Genomic DNA, 15,950 nt, shown 5'->3' on the forward strand with positions numbered 1-15,950 from the left:
TTTTGTGGCGATTTTTAGGTGAATTCCAGGAATTATCTGCGTGAAGTGTAAAACCGTGTTTACACTTACTGGTCGACAAGATAGATTGAAAGGATTGCTTTCATTACTAAAGATATGGCAGAGCTGGAAAGAAAATGAATTATCAGAACGACGATTTACGCATTAAAGAGATCAACGAGTTATTACCTCCCGTAGCGCTCCTTGAGAAATTCCCCGCCACTGAACATGCCGCAAACACGGTTTCTCATGCTCGTAAAGCGATCCATAAGATCCTGAAAGGTAATGACGATCGTCTTCTGGTGGTGATTGGCCCATGCTCGATCCACGATCCCGCCGCCGCGAAAGAGTACGCCGCCCGTCTGCTCACCCTGCGTGAAGAGCTGAAGGACGAGCTGGAAATCGTCATGCGCGTCTACTTTGAAAAACCGCGCACCACCGTGGGCTGGAAAGGGCTGATTAACGATCCGCACATGGATAACAGCTTCCAGATCAACGACGGCCTGCGCATTGCGCGCAAGCTGCTGCTGGAGATCAACGACAGCGGCCTGCCTGCGGCCGGTGAGTTCCTGGACATGATTACGCCGCAGTATCTGGCAGACCTGATGAGCTGGGGGGCAATTGGTGCCCGCACCACTGAATCTCAGGTTCACCGCGAGCTGGCGTCCGGCCTCTCTTGCCCGGTAGGGTTCAAGAACGGCACTGACGGTACCATTAAGGTGGCTATCGACGCCATCAACGCAGCGGGTGCGCCGCACTGCTTCCTCTCCGTGACCAAATGGGGTCATTCCGCCATCGTGAATACCAGCGGTAACGGTGACTGCCATATCATTCTGCGCGGCGGTAAAGAGCCAAACTACAGTGCAAAACATGTGGCAGAAGTGAAGGTCGGGCTGGAGAAAGCCGGGCTGTCGCCGCAGATGATGATCGATTTCAGCCACGCCAACTCCAGCAAGCAGTTCAAAAAGCAGATGGAAGTGGGCGCAGACGTCTGCCAGCAGATTGCCGGCGGCGAGAAGGCGGTGATTGGGGTGATGATCGAAAGCCACCTGGTTGAAGGTAACCAGAACCTGGAAGGCAGCGAGACGCTGGTGTACGGCAAAAGCGTCACCGATGCCTGCATCGGCTGGGACGATACCGACGCCCTCCTGCGCCAGCTGGCGAATGCGGTTAAAGCGCGTCGCGGCTGAATGCTCAGGCACAAATAAAAAAGCGCGGAAGGCTCCGCGCTTTTTTTATGGTCAGCGAAAATTACTTCGCTTTACCCTGGTTCGCAACGGCCGCTGCTTTCGCCGCGATTTCGTCCGCGTTACCCAGGTAGTAGTGTTTGATTGGCTTGAAGTTCTCGTCGAACTCATACACCAGCGGTACGCCGGTTGGGATGTTCAGCTCGAGAATTTCGTCTTCACCCATGTTGTCCAGGTATTTCACCAGCGCACGCAGGGAGTTGCCGTGAGCGGCGATAATCACGCGCTCGCCGCTTTTCAGGCGCGGCAGAATGGTTTCGTTCCAGTAAGGCACAACGCGATCGATGGTCAGCGCCAGGCTTTCGGTGGTTGGCAGCTCGGCGTCGGTCAGCTTCGCGTAACGCGGATCGTGGCCCGGGTAGCGCTCGTCATCTTTGGTCAGCTCTGGCGGGGTGATTGCGAAGCCGCGACGCCACTGTTTAACCTGCTCGTCGCCGTATTTCTCAGCGGTTTCCGCTTTGTTCAGGCCCTGCAGCGCACCGTAGTGACGTTCGTTCAGCTTCCAGGATTTCTCAACCGGCAGCCAGGCCTGATCCAGTTCGTCCAGCACGTTCCACAGGGTGTGGATGGCACGTTTCAGCACAGAGGTGTAAGCAAAATCAAAGCTGAAGCCTTCTTCCTTAAGCAGTTTACCTGCTGCTTTTGCTTCGCTTACGCCTTTCTCGGACAGATCAACATCGTACCAACCGGTAAAGCGGTTTTCGTTGTTCCACTGGCTTTCGCCGTGACGCACCAGGACCAGCTTAGTAATAGCCATCTCTTACTCCTCAAGCATTTTTAGAATGATAACAATTCTCATTATATTGCTGTGGCCACGCCACCAGCAACGCTTAACCCTAACCATAGCGAAAATAGTCTCTGAGTGTAAGATGCTTGTGAATCCCCGGTTATGATTTTGTCTGCGATCGGCGCTATTTTCAGCAAGGGGCGCAGAAAAAAGCCCTCGTGGTGAGGGCTGGCGTTTTTTCCGGAGGGTGCTGCGCTTATCCGGCCTGCATTCTTAGGCCCGTGCAAGCGCGGCGCCGCCGGGCGTTAAGCGTGCGGAATGAAATGGTACTCGGTGACGCTCACGTACTCTTCACCCGGGCGCAGCACGCAGTCCGGCTGCGGCCATTCCGGGTGGTTCGGGCTGTCCGGCAGGAACTCGCTCTCCAGCGCCAGGCCCTGCCAGTCGCTGTATTCATCGTGTTCGCGCGCCGTCGTGCCGCCGAGGTAGTTGCCGGAGTAAAACTGCAGGGCAGGGGCGGTGGTATATACCGTCATCTGCAGCTTCTCGTCCGCGGACCAGACCTGCGCGGCAGGCTGTTTCACATCGCCTTTGGCCTGCAGCAGGAAAGCGTGGTCGTAGCCTTTCACCCTGCGCTGATCGTCATCGCTCAGGAAATCCCTGGCGATAGCTTTTGCATTGCGGAAGTCGAAGCTGGTGCCGCTTACGTCTTTAAGGCCCTGATAAGGAATGCCCATCTCGTCAACCGGCAGATACGCATCCGCCAGGATCTGCAGCTTGTGCTCACGCACGTCGCACTGGCTACCGTCCAGATTAAAGTACGCGTGATTGGTCAGGTTGACCGGACACGGTTTGTCGACCGTCGCACGGTATTCAATGGCGATACGGTTATCGTCCGTCAGCGTAAAGCGCGCGGTGGCGATAAGATTACCCGGGAACCCCTGATCGCCATCGAGCGAATCCAGCGAGAACACCGCTTCGCTGTCGTTTTGGCGGACAATTTTCCAGCGGCGTTTATCAAACCCTTCCGGTCCGCCGTGCAGCTGGTTTTCCCCCTGGCTTGAAAGCAGGCTGTACTGCACGCCGTCGAGTTCAAAACGGCTCTTCGCGATGCGGTTAGCATAGCGTCCAACGGACGCGCCCAGATAGGCGGACTGATTGACATACTGCTCGGGCGAGGCGCAGCCGAGCAGGGTCTCGCGCACGCTGCCGTCCGGCATCGGTACGCGGGCTGAAAGAAGGGTTGCACCCCAGTCCATCACCGTAACGACCATCCCCGCGCTGTTGCGCAGGGTTAACAGGCGATACGGTAGACCATCCGGTGCGAGGGTAGGCGTTTCGTTTAGCACTGTCCGGCTCCTTGTGATGCTTTACACACGTAGAAGGTTTCTTTGATGCCCGTTTTATCTTCGTACTGTTTCGCCACGGCATCCTGTACGGCAGGGACCAGCTCTTCAGGCACCAGCGCAACGATGCAGCCGCCAAAACCGCCGCCCGTCATGCGCACGCCGCCTTTGTCGCCGATGGTGGCTTTAACGATGTCCACCAGGGTATCGATCTGCGGAACGGTGATTTCAAAATCATCGCGCATGGAGGCGTGGGATTCCGCCATCAGCTCACCCATGCGTTTCAGGTCACCTTTCGCCAGAGCGGATGCGGCTTCAACGGTACGGGCGTTTTCCGTCAGCACGTGACGAACGCGTTTGGCGACGACCGGATCCAGCTCGTGCGCCACTTTGTTAAATTCATTGAGCGATACGTCGCGCAGGGCAGGCTGCTGGAAGAAGCGGGCACCGGTTTCGCACTGCTCGCGGCGGGTGTTGTATTCGCTGCCCACCAGCGTGCGCTTAAAGTTGCTGTTGATAATCACCACAGCCGCGCCTTTTGGCAGGGGAACGGCTTTGGTGCCAAGAGAGCGGCAATCAATTAACAGGGCATGCTCTTTTTTGCCCAACGCGGAGATCAGCTGGTCCATAATGCCGCAGTTACACCCCACGAACTGGTTTTCTGCTTCCTGACCATTCAGGGCGATTTGCGCGCCGTCCAGCGGCAGATGATAAAGCTGCTGGAACACGGTGCCAACGGCGACTTCCAGCGACGCAGAGGAGCTTAAGCCCGCCCCCTGCGGCACGTTGCCGCTGATCGCTAAATCCGCACCGCCAAAGTTCTTGTTACGCTTCTGCAGATGCTTCACCACGCCGCGCACGTAGTTAGACCACTGCTGGCTGTCGTGCGTCACGATTGGCGCATCGAGGGAAAACTCGTCGGTTTCGTTACCATAATCCACCGCAATCACGCGGACCTTACGGTCGTCGCGCTTTGCACAGCTGATGACGGTCTGGTAATCAATAGCGCACGGCAGCACGAAACCGTCGTTATAGTCGGTGTGTTCACCAATCAGGTTAACGCGGCCGGGCGCCTGGATAACGTGGGTGGCAGGGTAGCCAAATTTCTCAGCAAACAGGGATTGTGTTTTATCTTTCAGACTCATTTTTTAGACTCCTGATTCGCGATAGTGGACGTCGCTAACGGCACGCAGACGTTCTGCCGCCTGTTCCGCCGTCAGGTCACGCTGGGTTTCCGCCAGCATTTCATAGCCCACCATAAATTTACGTACCGTCGCAGAGCGCAGCAGCGGCGGATAGAAATGGGCGTGCAGCTGCCAGTGTGGATTCTCTTCACCGTTAAACGGTGCGCCGTGCCAGCCCATGGAATACGGGAAGGAGCACTGGAACAGGTTATCGTAACGGCTGGTCAGCTTTTTCAGCGCCAGGGCAAGGTCGTCGCGCTGCGCGTCGCTGAGATCGGTGATGCGCTGCACGTGCGCTTTAGGCAGCAGCAGCGTTTCAAACGGCCAGGCAGCCCAGTAGGGGACGACGGCCAGCCAGTGTTCGGTTTCCACCACGGTGCGGCTGCCGTCGGCCAGCTCGCGCTGGGTGTAGTCCACCAGCATCGGCGAACCGTTTTCCGCGTAATACGCTCTCTGCAGACGGTCTTCACGCTCGGCTTCGTTGGGCAGGAAGCTGTTCGCCCAGATCTGGCCGTGCGGGTGTGGGTTAGAACAGCCCATGGCCGCACCTTTATTTTCGAACACCTGAACCCATGGATAGGTCTGCCCCAGCTCGGCGGTTTGCGTCTGCCAGGTGTTGACCACCTCTTTCAGCGCCTCAACGCTCAGCTCTGGCAGCGTTTTGCTGTGATCGGGCGAGAAGCAGATCACGCGGCTGGTACCGCGCGCGCTTTCGCAGCGCATCAGCGGATCGTGGTTTTCCGGCGCGTCCGGCGTGTCGGTCATCAGGGCGGCAAAATCGTTGGTGAAAACGAAGGTGCCTTTGTAGTCCGGGTTTTTATCTCCGGTGACGCGCGTGTTGCCCGGACACAGGAAGCAGTCCGGGTCGTGCTGTGGCAGCGTCTGTTTTGCAGGCGTCTCCTGCGCCCCCTGCCAGGGACGCTTGGCGCGATGCGGAGAAACCAAAATCCATTGCCCGCTTAGCGGGTTAAAACGACGATGCGGGTGATCGACGGGATTAAATTGCGTCATGACGGATCCTTAGTCCGGATAGCCTTGCGGATGGCGTGACTGCCAGTGCCAGGTATCTTGTGCCATTTCATCAAGCGTGCGCGTGACACGCCAGTTAAGCTCTTTGTCGGCTTTGGTGGCGTCGGCCCAGTAAGCGGGCAGGTCGCCATCACGACGCGGGGCGAAGTGGTAGCTCACCGGCTTACCGCAGGCTTTGCTGAAGGCATTGACCACGTCCAGCACGCTGCTGCCTACCCCGGCGCCGAGGTTGTAAATATGCACGCCGGGTTTATCCGCCAGCTGCTGCATGGCCGCCACGTGACCGTCGGCCAGATCCATCACGTGGATGTAGTCGCGCACGCCGGTGCCGTCTTCGGTCGGGTAGTCATTGCCAAAAATCGCCAGCGACTCGCGACGGCCTACCGCCACCTGGGCGATATACGGCATAAGGTTGTTCGGAATGCCCTGCGGATCTTCACCCATGTCGCCAGACGGATGGGCGCCGACCGGGTTGAAGTAGCGCAGCAGGGCGATGCTCCACTCCGGCTGCGCTTTTTGCAGGTCGGTCAGGATCTGCTCCACCATCAGCTTGCTTTTGCCGTACGGGCTTTGCGGCGTCCCGGTCGGGAAGCTCTCAACGTAAGGGATTTTGGGCTGATCGCCGTAGACGGTGGCGGAGGAGCTAAAGATGAAGTTTTTGACGTTCGCCGCACGCATGGCGGAGATGAGACGCAGGGTACCGTTGACGTTGTTATCGTAATACTCAAGCGGCTTCGCAACGGATTCACCGACCGCTTTCAGACCCGCGAAGTGGATCACCGCTTCGATGGCGTGGTCGTGAAGGATCTCGGTCATCAGCGCTTCGTTGCGGATGTCGCCTTCCACGAAGGTGGGCTGTTTACCGCCAAGACGTTCAATCACCGGCAGCACGCTGCGCTTGCTGTTGCACAGGTTGTCGAGAATGATGACGTCATGACCGTTTTGCAGCAGCTGCACGCAGGTATGACTTCCGATGTAACCGCTACCACCTGTTACCAGAACTCGCATAATTCGCTCCATTGGGCTTATGGTATGTAATAACCATAGCATAACAGAGACGTGAAAAGTGTGACACGGGATAAAATAGTGGAATCGTTTACACTGTTTTTAAAATCCGATTTTCAGCGGCCATGAGGCATTGTAGATCAACGGGATAGCAATGTCTTAGTGCAGGTTATCTGAAAAACGGAGGGCAGTGCCCTCCCGGGATTAATCGATTTTGCTTTGCCGATAGTGATAGCGTTCACCGTCCGCAACAAACTCAAGTCGATGGGTGATACAGGAGGGAGCATCTTCGGCATGGTGTGAAACAAACAGCAGCTGCGTTTCGCCTTCGCTAATCAGCACGTCCACAAAGCGGCGGATGAGCTGTCGGTTCAGCGGATCGAGTCCCTGCAGCGGTTCGTCGAGGATCAGCAGCGTAGGGTGTTTCACCAGCGCGCGAACGATCAGGGCCAGGCGCTGCTGCCCCCACGACAGGCTATGAAACGGCGCGTCAGCGACCCGGCTGTCCATGCCCAGGATATCCAGCCACTGCTGGGCCAGCTTGTGCTGTTTGTCCGATACCGCCTGATAAATACCGATGGAATCAAAATATCCGGAGAGGATCGCGTTGCGTACCGTGGTGCTGACCCGGTAATCCAGATGCAGGCTGCTGCTGACGTAGCCGATATGCTTTTTGATATCCCAGATGGTTTCGCCGCTGCCGCGACGGCGGCCAAACAGCGTGAGATCGTTGCTATAGCCCTGCGGGTGATCGCCGGTTACCAGGCTCAGCAGCGTGGATTTTCCCGCGCCGTTGGGGCCAACAATCTGCCAGTGCTCGCCGGGATTGACCGTCCAGCTGAGGCGATTGAGGATCGGACGATCGTCATAAGAGACAATCCCATCCCGCAGCACGATGCGCGGCTGGTGGGGAGCGAGCGCATGGCGCGCCGACGGAGCGTCAGGTTCCGGAAGGGCAATTCCGTCGAGCCGTTCGCTGTGCGCAAGCTGGGCAATGAGCGCCTGCTGAAGGAGCGCGGTTTTTTCACCGGTCTCGGTCAGGCTACAGTCGGCCAGTACGCCTGCGTGCTGAATAAAGTCCGGAATTTCATCGAAGCGGTTAAGCACCAAAACCAGGGTATATCCCTGCTGATTAAGCGACGCCAGCAGGGCCGCCAGCTGCGCACGGGACTGCACGTCAAGGCCGTCAAACGGTTCGTCGAGGATAAGCAGTTCGGGCTCGCTCATCAGCGCCTGACAGAGCAGCGTTTTTCGCGTTTCGCCGGTAGAGAGGTATTTAAAGCGCCGGTTCAGCAGTGTGGTGATGCCGAACCGTTCCGCCAGGCGCTGACAGCGGGCAGGATCTTTCACCTCATCCTGAATAATTTCCGCCGTCGTGCGGCCGGTATCGTCTTCGCCAGGGCTGAGTAAATCGGTGTTATTGCGCTGCCACTCGTCGCTTACCAGCTTTTGCAGCTGTTCAAAGGACAGGCGCGTCAGGCGCGTAAAGTCGCTCTGGTATTCGCCCTTGAGGAGGGGGAGCTCTCCGGCCAGCGCGCGGGCCAGCGCGGATTTACCGCTGCCGTTAGTGCCGACAAACGCCCAGCTTTCACCCGCGCGTATCGTCAAATCGGCAATCGTCAGCGTTTTTGTATCGCTAAGACGAAACGTGCCTTGCGAAATATGCAATGATGACATGATTTATCCCTGTTTTTGCAGCAATAGATATCAGGGATACGCACTGTCGGCGCGATTGTCAATGCGCTCAGCACAATGTGGCGATAATCACCCGGTCCGCGTTGAACCAGGCGGTAACAATCATACCTTCTTCCAGGCCCTCCGCTTCGCTAAGCGGGATCGTCGCGCAAAGCCGTTGTCCGTCTGCCAGGGTCATCAGCACTTCGCACTGTGCCTGGCCGCGTTCGATATGGCCGATTGCGGCCCGTAGCTGGTTATCGGCTGCCTTTGCGCTGTCGGGATCGCGCGTGATGTTCACCCACGGCGCTTTCACGAGCGCCAGTACCTCTTTACCTTCATCCAGACCAAGACGTTCTGCGCTCTGCGCCGTGATGGCGGCTTTCAGACGGGTGGTGCCATCGGCGAGCAGGATCTCAATATGCTGCTGGACCTGCAGATTATCGCGCGCCGTCACCGTCCCAAACCACTGGTTACGGGCGCTGGTTTGCAGCGAGAAGCGGGAAATGGCCGCCAGCAAACTGTCCAGCGGCACGCTATCGTCGTCGCTCAACGCGTCAAACGCTTTTTGCTGGATCTGGGCCAGCAGATCGTAAAGCTGAATGAGACGCTGGCCGTAACGCGTGACGATCGCACCGCCGCCGCCCTTGCCGCCCGTGGCTCTGTCCACCAGCGGCTGTTCGCTGAGGGTGTTCATCTCGTTGATGGCATCCCAGGCGCTTTTGTAGCTGATGCCTGCATTCTTTGCCCCCTGGCTAATCGAGCCCGTTTGTTCTATTTGTTTAAGCAGGGCGATACGTCGCGGGTCGGCGAAAAGCTTTTGCTGGAGTCGGAGTGTGAGGAGAATTTCGGCCTGCATAACGGTATCCTGGCAAAAAGAGTATTGTGACCCAAATGGCGCAGGGCGCAAAGGGTACCGCACAAAAGGGGATGTTTTTCTCACCTGAAAGGGTAGAATAAGCTATTCACAATATCTGGAGAAAACCATGTTAGAGTTGTTGAAAAGTCTGGTATTCGCCGTGATCATGGTACCAGTAGTGATGGCCATCATCCTCGGTGCCATCTACGGCCTGGGTGAAGTGTTCAACCTCTTTTCGAACATTGGTCACAAAGACCAGCCTAAAAAGCAGCATTGATTCCCTCCAGAACGCCCGGACAGCCCGGGCGTTTTGCTCTCAAGTTTCCCGCATTTTCGCCGATAATATTTTAGGCATCACGCCGGTTTACCTCTTCAGCGGTACGATTTAACGCTGGGATCTCCCTGACGTTATCGTTATATTAATATGTATATAACGCTACTCACAGGAGTTACAGATGGCACGTTCATGGGTACGCCTTTTCGCAGGGGCAACGCTGACGCTTTCACTTACCGGACACGCGCTGGCGGACGACGGTAAAATCACGGTCTTTGCGGCGGCGTCGCTGACCAACGCGCTGCAGGATATCGCGGCGGCGTATAAAAAAGAGAAAAACGTCGAGGTGGTCTCCTCGTTTGCCTCTTCCTCAACGCTGGCGCGCCAGATAGAAGCGGGTGCACCGGCGGATCTGTTCATTTCGGCTGACCAGAAGTGGATGGATTACGCGGTGGAGAAGAAATCGATTGATGCGGCAACCCGCGAAACGCTGCTGGGGAATAGCCTGGTTGTCGTGGCGCCGAAGGCCAGCCCGCAGGCCGACTTCACCATCAACAAAGAGACTCACTGGACGAGCCTGCTCAACGGTGGCCGTCTGGCGGTGGGCGATCCGGAGCATGTTCCGGCCGGTATTTATGCCAAAGAAGCGCTGCAAAAGCTGGGGGCATGGGAGACATTGTCACCGAAGCTGGCCCCGGCGGAAGATGTCCGCGGCGCGCTAGCGCTGGTGGAACGCAACGAAGCCCCGCTGGGCATTGTGTATGGCTCTGATGCCGTTGCCAGCAAGGGCGTGAAAGTGGTGGCAACGTTCCCGGAAGACTCCCATAAGAAAGTGGAATATCCTGTTGCGATTGTTGATGGACATAAAAATGCGACCGTGACGGCCTTCCGCGATTACCTGAAGGGGCCGGAAGCGTCCGCAATCTTTAAACGTTACGGATTTACGACTCACTGATGATATTGACCGATCCTGAATGGCAGGCAGTTCTGCTGAGCCTTAAAGTCTCTTCCCTGGCGGTTGCGCTGAGTTTGCCCTTTGGGATCGTCTTTGCCTGGTTACTGGTTCGCTGCCGGTTTCCCGGCAAAGCGCTGCTCGACAGCGTGCTTCATCTTCCGCTCGTTCTGCCGCCCGTGGTGGTCGGTTACCTGCTGCTGATTTCGATGGGGCGACGCGGCTTTATCGGCGAGAAGCTTTACGACTGGTTTGGGCTGACGTTCGCCTTTAGCTGGCGCGGTGCGGTACTGGCGGCAGCGGTGATGTCATTCCCGCTGATGGTGAGGGCGATCCGCCTCGCGCTGGAAGGGGTGGACATGAAGCTCGAACAGGCGGCCCGCACGCTCGGTGCCGGGCGCTGGCGCGTCTTTTTCACCATCACGCTACCCCTGACGTTACCCGGTATTATTGTTGGTACGGTGCTGGCCTTCGCCCGTTCGCTGGGCGAGTTCGGCGCGACCATCACGTTTGTATCGAACATTCCCGGCGAGACGCGGACGATTCCGTCAGCCATGTATACGCTGATACAAACGCCCGGCGGAGAAGGCGCGGCGGCGCGGCTGTGCATTATCTCGATCGTCTTAGCCCTGGCCTCGCTGCTGGTGTCTGAATGGCTGGCGCGGCTGAGCCGCGAGCGGATGGGGAAATAAGCATGCTGGAACTGAACTTCACCCAGACGCTGGGAAACCATACCCTGACGCTTAACGAGACGCTGCCTGCGAGCGGTATTACCGCCATCTTCGGCGTGTCGGGGGCGGGCAAAACGTCGCTGATCAATGCCATCAGCGGCCTGACGCGCCCGCAGTCAGGACGCATCGTATTGAATAACCGCGTTTTGAATGACGTGGAAAATAAGGTGTATCTGTCGCCGGATAAGCGCCGAATCGGCTATGTTTTCCAGGACGCGCGCCTGTTCCCGCACTACAGCGTGCGCGGCAACCTGCGTTACGGCATGGCGAAAAGCATGGCCGGGGAGTTCGATAAGCTGGTGACCCTTTTAGGCATTGAGCCATTGCTCGACAGGCTGCCATCGTCGCTCTCCGGCGGAGAAAAACAGCGCGTGGCCATTGGCCGCGCCTTGCTGACGGCGCCCGAGCTGCTGCTGCTCGACGAACCGCTGGCCTCGCTGGATATTCCGCGTAAGCGCGAGCTTCTGCCCTATCTACAGCGCCTGACGCGCGAGATTAATATTCCGATGCTCTACGTCAGCCACTCGCTGGATGAGATCCTCCATCTGGCCGACAAGGTGCTGGTGCTGGAAGAGGGCAGCGTGAAGGCCTTCGGCAACCTCGAAGAGGTGTGGGGCAGCAGCGTGATGCACCCCTGGCTACCCCGGGAGCAGCAGAGCAGCATCCTGAAGGTGAGCGTGCTGGAACATCACCCGCACTACGCGATGACCGCGCTGGCGCTGGGCGACCAGCACCTGTGGGTCAATAAGATCGACAAACCGCTACAGTCGGCGCTGCGAATTCGCATCCAGGCGTCGGACGTCTCGCTGGTGCTGCAGCCGCCGCTGCAAACCAGCATTCGTAATATTCTGCGCGCTAAGGTCGCGGAATGTTTTGACGATAACGGCCAGGTTGAAGTGAAGCTTGAAGTCGGCAGCAGGACGCTCTGGGCGCGCATCAGCCCGTGGGCCAGGGATGAGTTAGGGATCAAGCCCGGCCTGTGGCTTTACGCGCAAATTAAGAGCGTCTCGATCACCGCCTGATTACAGCAGGTGGGTATAAATGTACTGCGCGATGCTGTCGGTGGTGTTGTCGCCAATCACCACGTTGGCGCGCGCTTTTACCGCGTCGTCGGCATTGCCCATCGCCACGCCCGTACCGGCGGCTTCCAGCATGCTGATGTCGTTGTAGTTGTCGCCAAAGGCGATGACGTCCTGCATTGACCCGCCCAGCGATTCCACGTACTGCGTCAAGCGCTTGCCTTTGCTGTTGCCTTTGCGGGCAATATCCACCTGATCGTGCCAGGACCATTCGCACTCCAGACCCAGCGTCTGCTCCACGTGCTTCGCGAAGGCATTCAGTTTGGTGGTGTCTTCATCCGTCAGGGCGAATTTCCAGATAGCCTCAACGTCCTGAGCCGCCTGGCGCAGGGAGGAGACCTGAGTAAAGACCGGACGCTGCGCTTCAGGCAGGGACAACGCCCAGTTGCTGGTGCGCACCACGTGGCCGGTAGGGCGCTCGTAGACCATCGCGTTGTCCACGTACATCAGGCCGTGAACGTCATGCTCATCCAGCAGATCAATCAGCTGCAGCGCCTGTGGAACCGGCAGCGGGTCGGAGGCTAAAACCTTTTTTGCCTGATAATCATACAAATAAGTGCCATTACAACAAATTGCAGGTGTATCTAACGCCAGTGCCTGATAAAAAGGATGAATGGCAACGTGATGTCGACCCGTAACGATAAGAAGTTGATATCCTGCTTCCTGAGCGCGCTTAAGCGCTTCAAGGGAGGAGGGGAGCAGGGTTTTCTGAGGGGTAAGTAATGTTCCGTCTAAATCCAGTGCAATCACACGCGAGGTCATTTGTTCTTCCGGGTTAATGTTGAATTTTGGGTCTCAGGCGATGTTACACCGAGAGTAAATCGCTGCAAAATTCCTGGCTAAAATTCAGCATTCACCGTTAAAAATAATCACTTTCACGCGCAGTGAGGAAAGGAGTGTTCATGAAACAAACCGTTTATACCGCCAGTCCTGAAAGTCAGCAGATCCACGTCTGGCGTTTGAATGCAGAAGGTTCGCTCACGCTGGTTCAGGTTGTTGATGTTCCGGGGCAGGTACAGCCAATGGTCGTCAGCCCGGATAAACGTTTTCTCTATGTTGGCGTACGCCCTGAGTTCCGGGTGCTGGCCTACCGCATTTCGCCTGACGACGGCGCGCTGACCTACACTGCCGAAGCGCCGCTGCCGGGCAGCCCAACCCACATTTCTACCGATCGTAAAGGGCGCTTTATCTTTAGCGGCTCTTACAATGCGGGCTGCGTCAGCGTGACCCGTCTTGACGACGGCATTCCGCTAGAAACCGTCGACGTGGTGGAAGGGCTGGAAGGCTGCCACTCGGCTAACGTCTCTCCGGACAACCGCACGCTGTGGGTGCCCGCGCTGAAGCAGGATCGCATCTGTCTGTTCACCCTGAGCGACGATGGTCACCTGGTGGCGCAGACGCCTGCTGAAGTCACGACGGTAGAGGGCGCGGGTCCGCGCCATATGGTGTTCCATCCGAACCAGCAGTACGCCTACGTGGTTAACGAACTGAACAGCTCTGTGGACGTCTGGGAGCTGAAAGATCCTAACGGCCAGATTGAGTGCGTGCAGACGCTGGACATGATGCCGTCTGACTTCTCCGACACCCGCTGGGCGGCAGATATCCACATCACGCCTGACGGACGTCATCTGTACGCCTGCGACCGTACCTCCAGCCTGATTACCGTGTTCAGCGTGTCTGAAGACGGCAGCGTGCTGGCGATTGAAGGCTTCCAGCCAACGGAAACCCAGCCGCGCGGCTTTAACATCGATCGCAGCGGAAAATACCTGATTGCGGCGGGGCAGAAATCCCACCACATCGCGCTGTATGAAATTAAAGGCGAGCAGGGTCTGCTGGAAGAGAAAGGCCGCTACGCCGTAGGCCAGGGGCCAATGTGGGTCGTGGTTAACGCTCACTAAGCGGCTTAAAATAAAAAACCTCGCGAATGCGAGGTTTTTTTATGCCCGGTGGTAGCCGGGTGAGCACATCAAAACGTAACCAACATGTTCATCATAATGTCGATTCAAAGCGAAGTAAATTCATCGTCAATGAAGGGCAAAGAACGTGGAATGATCAGAAATTTCTATTTTTATAATAATCAGTCCCTTACATACGTATTCTTTATAGAATCCCAAACTGATTTTAACTGTTTTTATATACAGTAGTGATTTGATATCATTCTGTCCGTTGGCTTGATGTGCTGCAGTTCCGCAATTCAGGATCCGTATTCAGTCCTGGCTGTCGGGTGGTGCCGACGGTGCCTAAACTGCGGAGCACATCAAAACATAACCAACACACCTCTGGTGACAGGCAGCGGAAAGGTAAACCAGGGGAGAAGTGCTCTATACCAAAGGAGTGGCGTATGAGCGGTGTGGAATGGGCAATTCTGTTCCTGCAACTCATGGTTGCGATTATGCAACTATTGGATGCGTATCTTAAGTTTGGTGCCTGACGCATTCAGTCGCAGTAAAAAGGGGGATTAATTTCCCCCTTTTACTTTCATCTTATTACTGCTTCGGCTCAGCAACCACTTTGCTACCCAGACCGCGGTTGTTGTACTCCCACATGCGGTTGAAGTTCGCGTCGTTCAGGTTGCGCTGCACGTTTCCTTTATCATCCACCGCACCGGTATTGCCAGAGAACGGACGTTTGGAGACTGCGGCATCCGCCCACGGTTTCGCCATGTTAAAGCCTTCGTTAATCACGCTGTCGCGGATCACGACCTGGCCGTTGGTCGCAGCGTCCACGTCCAGGGAGCGTCCCAGCTGCGCCACGCCGTCACCGGCAGCGTTGAAGCGGCTGTTCACGGCCAGGAAGCCGTAGAAGAGGTTCGACTGGGTTGCCGGGGCAAACACGTAACCTTCCTGCTGAGTACGTGAGTTGACCACGCGGAAATCGGTATTATCAAATACCACCGCGCCGCGGCCGGACACCAGATCCACGTCACCTTCAACGTAGCTGTTGGTCACCAGGGTACGGGTCAGGCGGTTGTTCTGCAGGGTGTTCTGCACGCCGCTGTTGGTCACGAAGAAGGTGTTCTGACGACCCAGGATGTTAACGTTGTTAATCTGCACCTGGTCACCATCGCTACGCAGCGCAACGGCCTGGTGGTTACCGGCATCAACGCTGTCGCCCAGGGTATTCTGAATGGTCAGGTTCTGCAGCTGCAGGCCGTTATTCTGAGACCAGAATACCGCCGAGCACATCACGCCAACGGTGGCGGAACGCTTGCTCTGGCAGTTATCAAACATGTACCACGCCGGTTTGCCCGGCATGTATTTACCGGCCGGGTTAACCAGGTGACGCCAGGTGTTGCTGTCGATTTCGGAATCAATCGCCAGGCCAATTTTAACGTCGATCGCTTTTTCGCCCAGACCGTAAAGCGTGATGCTGCCCGGGGCTGCCGGAACATACACGGTGCCTTCATATTCACCCGGCAGGATCGCGATGTACTGGCGAGACGCGCTGTGTTTCGTGATGGCAGCATCGACCGCAGCCTGGATCGAGGTGTGCGTTACGCCCTGCGCGCCCGCCGGGCCAACCACGAAGTCAGGCTGTTTAGGCAGGTTGATTGAGGACGGTGTCCACGGCGCAGCGTTAGGATCCATCGCCGAGAAGTAGTGCGCGCGATTGAAGTTCTTCGCTTCATCTGCGGACAAAATCGGGCGCGAGGCGGTACCGGGCGCAACCTGCTCAGAAGGGCGCTGATCCGGCGGGGTTGAACTGCATGCGGATAAGGTCACGCCAAAGGCGAGTGCCAACGCCAGACGGGAAATCCTGGAAATGTTCAAGGTGAAGCTCCTGGGTATGCAAGTCTTTACGGGATAGACGAAATAGCCTGCTTTTTTATACTAAGTTGAGCGAAAC

Annotated in this window: 16 protein-coding genes; 7 read left to right on the plus strand and 9 right to left on the minus strand. The window is 57.0% G+C overall.

Annotated elements, in window-relative coordinates:
* Positions 1-134 precede the first annotated feature (134 nt).
* Positions 135-1,187 (plus strand): 3-deoxy-7-phosphoheptulonate synthase AroG, encoded by a 1,053-nt coding sequence (aroG, locus tag L6R44_RS16275; RefSeq protein WP_237424775.1) that lies wholly within the window; start codon positions 135-137, stop codon positions 1,185-1,187.
* A 61-nt stretch (positions 1,188-1,248) separates the two neighbouring features.
* On the opposite strand, the gene gpmA is transcribed toward aroG, so the two are convergent.
* The 7 genes from gpmA to modE all read right to left on the minus strand — a co-directional run bounded on the left by gpmA (position 1,249) and on the right by modE (position 9,068).
* Complete coding sequence (gene gpmA / locus L6R44_RS16280) at positions 1,249-2,001, minus strand: 2,3-diphosphoglycerate-dependent phosphoglycerate mutase (RefSeq protein WP_237424776.1); 753 nt, start codon at positions 1,999-2,001, stop codon at positions 1,249-1,251.
* Positions 2,002-2,276: 275 nt separating this feature from the next.
* The gene (galM, locus tag L6R44_RS16285; protein WP_237424777.1) at positions 2,277-3,320 is read right to left on the minus strand and encodes a galactose-1-epimerase; all 1,044 of its coding nucleotides are present in this window, start codon (positions 3,318-3,320) and stop codon (positions 2,277-2,279) included.
* Entirely contained in the window at positions 3,314-4,462 is a 1,149-nt protein-coding gene (gene galK / locus L6R44_RS16290) for a galactokinase (RefSeq protein ID WP_237424778.1), read from the minus strand. Before galK ends, galM begins: the two co-directional genes overlap by 7 nt.
* A gap of 3 nt (positions 4,463-4,465) precedes the next feature.
* Positions 4,466-5,512 carry a galactose-1-phosphate uridylyltransferase gene (galT, locus tag L6R44_RS16295; RefSeq protein ID WP_237424779.1) on the minus strand — a complete coding sequence of 349 codons (1,047 nt, stop codon included), beginning with the start codon at positions 5,510-5,512 and terminating at the stop codon, positions 4,466-4,468.
* Between the two features lie 9 nt (positions 5,513-5,521).
* Complete coding sequence (gene galE / locus L6R44_RS16300) at positions 5,522-6,538, minus strand: UDP-glucose 4-epimerase GalE (protein ID WP_032638951.1); 1,017 nt, start codon at positions 6,536-6,538, stop codon at positions 5,522-5,524.
* Positions 6,539-6,739: 201 nt separating this feature from the next.
* Complete coding sequence (gene modF, locus L6R44_RS16305; RefSeq protein ID WP_237424780.1) at positions 6,740-8,212, minus strand: molybdate ABC transporter ATP-binding protein ModF; 1,473 nt, start codon at positions 8,210-8,212, stop codon at positions 6,740-6,742.
* 67 nt (positions 8,213-8,279) lie between these two features.
* Complete coding sequence (gene modE, locus L6R44_RS16310; protein ID WP_032638955.1) at positions 8,280-9,068, minus strand: molybdenum-dependent transcriptional regulator; 789 nt, start codon at positions 9,066-9,068, stop codon at positions 8,280-8,282.
* 127 nt (positions 9,069-9,195) lie between these two features.
* On the opposite strand from modE, the gene L6R44_RS16315 reads away from it, so the two are divergent.
* From L6R44_RS16315 to modC, 4 genes are all read left to right on the plus strand, one after another.
* Positions 9,196-9,345, plus strand: a complete 150-nt coding sequence (locus tag L6R44_RS16315) for an AcrZ family multidrug efflux pump-associated protein (RefSeq protein ID WP_032638956.1) — start codon at positions 9,196-9,198, stop codon at positions 9,343-9,345.
* Between the two features lie 178 nt (positions 9,346-9,523).
* The gene (modA, locus tag L6R44_RS16320; RefSeq protein WP_032638958.1) at positions 9,524-10,297 is read left to right on the plus strand and encodes a molybdate ABC transporter substrate-binding protein; all 774 of its coding nucleotides are present in this window, start codon (positions 9,524-9,526) and stop codon (positions 10,295-10,297) included.
* Positions 10,297-10,986 carry a molybdate ABC transporter permease subunit gene (modB, locus tag L6R44_RS16325; RefSeq protein WP_237424781.1) on the plus strand — a complete coding sequence of 230 codons (690 nt, stop codon included), beginning with the start codon at positions 10,297-10,299 and terminating at the stop codon, positions 10,984-10,986. The genes modA and modB overlap by 1 nt, the downstream gene beginning before the upstream one ends.
* 2 nt (positions 10,987-10,988) lie before the next feature.
* The gene (modC, locus tag L6R44_RS16330; RefSeq protein ID WP_237424782.1) at positions 10,989-12,047 is read left to right on the plus strand and encodes a molybdenum ABC transporter ATP-binding protein ModC; all 1,059 of its coding nucleotides are present in this window, start codon (positions 10,989-10,991) and stop codon (positions 12,045-12,047) included.
* Here modC and L6R44_RS16335 read toward each other — a convergent pair whose 3' ends face one another.
* On the minus strand, positions 12,048-12,866 hold the full coding sequence (locus L6R44_RS16335) for a pyridoxal phosphatase (RefSeq protein WP_237424783.1): 819 nt from the start codon (positions 12,864-12,866) through the stop codon (positions 12,048-12,050).
* 140 nt (positions 12,867-13,006) lie between these two features.
* On the opposite strand from L6R44_RS16335, the gene pgl reads away from it, so the two are divergent.
* Positions 13,007-14,002, plus strand: a complete 996-nt coding sequence (pgl, locus tag L6R44_RS16340; protein WP_237424784.1) for a 6-phosphogluconolactonase — start codon at positions 13,007-13,009, stop codon at positions 14,000-14,002.
* A 443-nt stretch (positions 14,003-14,445) separates the two neighbouring features.
* On the plus strand, positions 14,446-14,535 hold the full coding sequence (tisB, locus tag L6R44_RS16345; protein WP_023332440.1) for a type I toxin-antitoxin system toxin TisB: 90 nt from the start codon (positions 14,446-14,448) through the stop codon (positions 14,533-14,535).
* A gap of 55 nt (positions 14,536-14,590) precedes the next feature.
* Here the strand turns inward: tisB and L6R44_RS16350 are convergent, their stop codons facing one another.
* Entirely contained in the window at positions 14,591-15,874 is a 1,284-nt protein-coding gene (locus L6R44_RS16350; protein ID WP_032638965.1) for a putative acyl-CoA thioester hydrolase, read from the minus strand.
* Between the last annotated feature and the right edge of the window lie 76 nt (positions 15,875-15,950).

Source organism: Enterobacter cloacae complex sp. ECC445 (genome assembly GCF_021892025.1).
Taxonomy (GTDB): Bacteria; Pseudomonadota; Gammaproteobacteria; order Enterobacterales; family Enterobacteriaceae; genus Enterobacter; species Enterobacter chengduensis.

Bases quoted from the DNA above. Each gene is read 5' to 3' on its own strand.
- aroG (WP_237424775.1), top strand. From the start codon at position 135: ATGAATTATCAGAACGACGATTTACGCATTAAAGAGATCAACGAGTTA.
- gpmA (WP_237424776.1), bottom strand. From the start codon at position 2,001: ATGGCTATTACTAAGCTGGTCCTGGTGCGTCACGGCGAAAGCCAGTGG.
- galK (WP_237424778.1), bottom strand. From the start codon at position 4,462: ATGAGTCTGAAAGATAAAACACAATCCCTGTTTGCTGAGAAATTTGGC.
- galT (WP_237424779.1), bottom strand. From the start codon at position 5,512: ATGACGCAATTTAATCCCGTCGATCACCCGCATCGTCGTTTTAACCCG.
- galE (WP_032638951.1), bottom strand. From the start codon at position 6,538: ATGCGAGTTCTGGTAACAGGTGGTAGCGGTTACATCGGAAGTCATACC.
- modF (WP_237424780.1), bottom strand. From the start codon at position 8,212: ATGTCATCATTGCATATTTCGCAAGGCACGTTTCGTCTTAGCGATACA.
- modE (WP_032638955.1), bottom strand. From the start codon at position 9,068: ATGCAGGCCGAAATTCTCCTCACACTCCGACTCCAGCAAAAGCTTTTC.
- L6R44_RS16315 (WP_032638956.1), top strand. From the start codon at position 9,196: ATGTTAGAGTTGTTGAAAAGTCTGGTATTCGCCGTGATCATGGTACCA.
- modA (WP_032638958.1), top strand. From the start codon at position 9,524: ATGGCACGTTCATGGGTACGCCTTTTCGCAGGGGCAACGCTGACGCTT.
- modB (WP_237424781.1), top strand. From the start codon at position 10,297: ATGATATTGACCGATCCTGAATGGCAGGCAGTTCTGCTGAGCCTTAAA.
- modC (WP_237424782.1), top strand. From the start codon at position 10,989: ATGCTGGAACTGAACTTCACCCAGACGCTGGGAAACCATACCCTGACG.
- L6R44_RS16335 (WP_237424783.1), bottom strand. From the start codon at position 12,866: ATGACCTCGCGTGTGATTGCACTGGATTTAGACGGAACATTACTTACC.
- pgl (WP_237424784.1), top strand. From the start codon at position 13,007: ATGAAACAAACCGTTTATACCGCCAGTCCTGAAAGTCAGCAGATCCAC.
- tisB (WP_023332440.1), top strand. From the start codon at position 14,446: ATGAGCGGTGTGGAATGGGCAATTCTGTTCCTGCAACTCATGGTTGCG.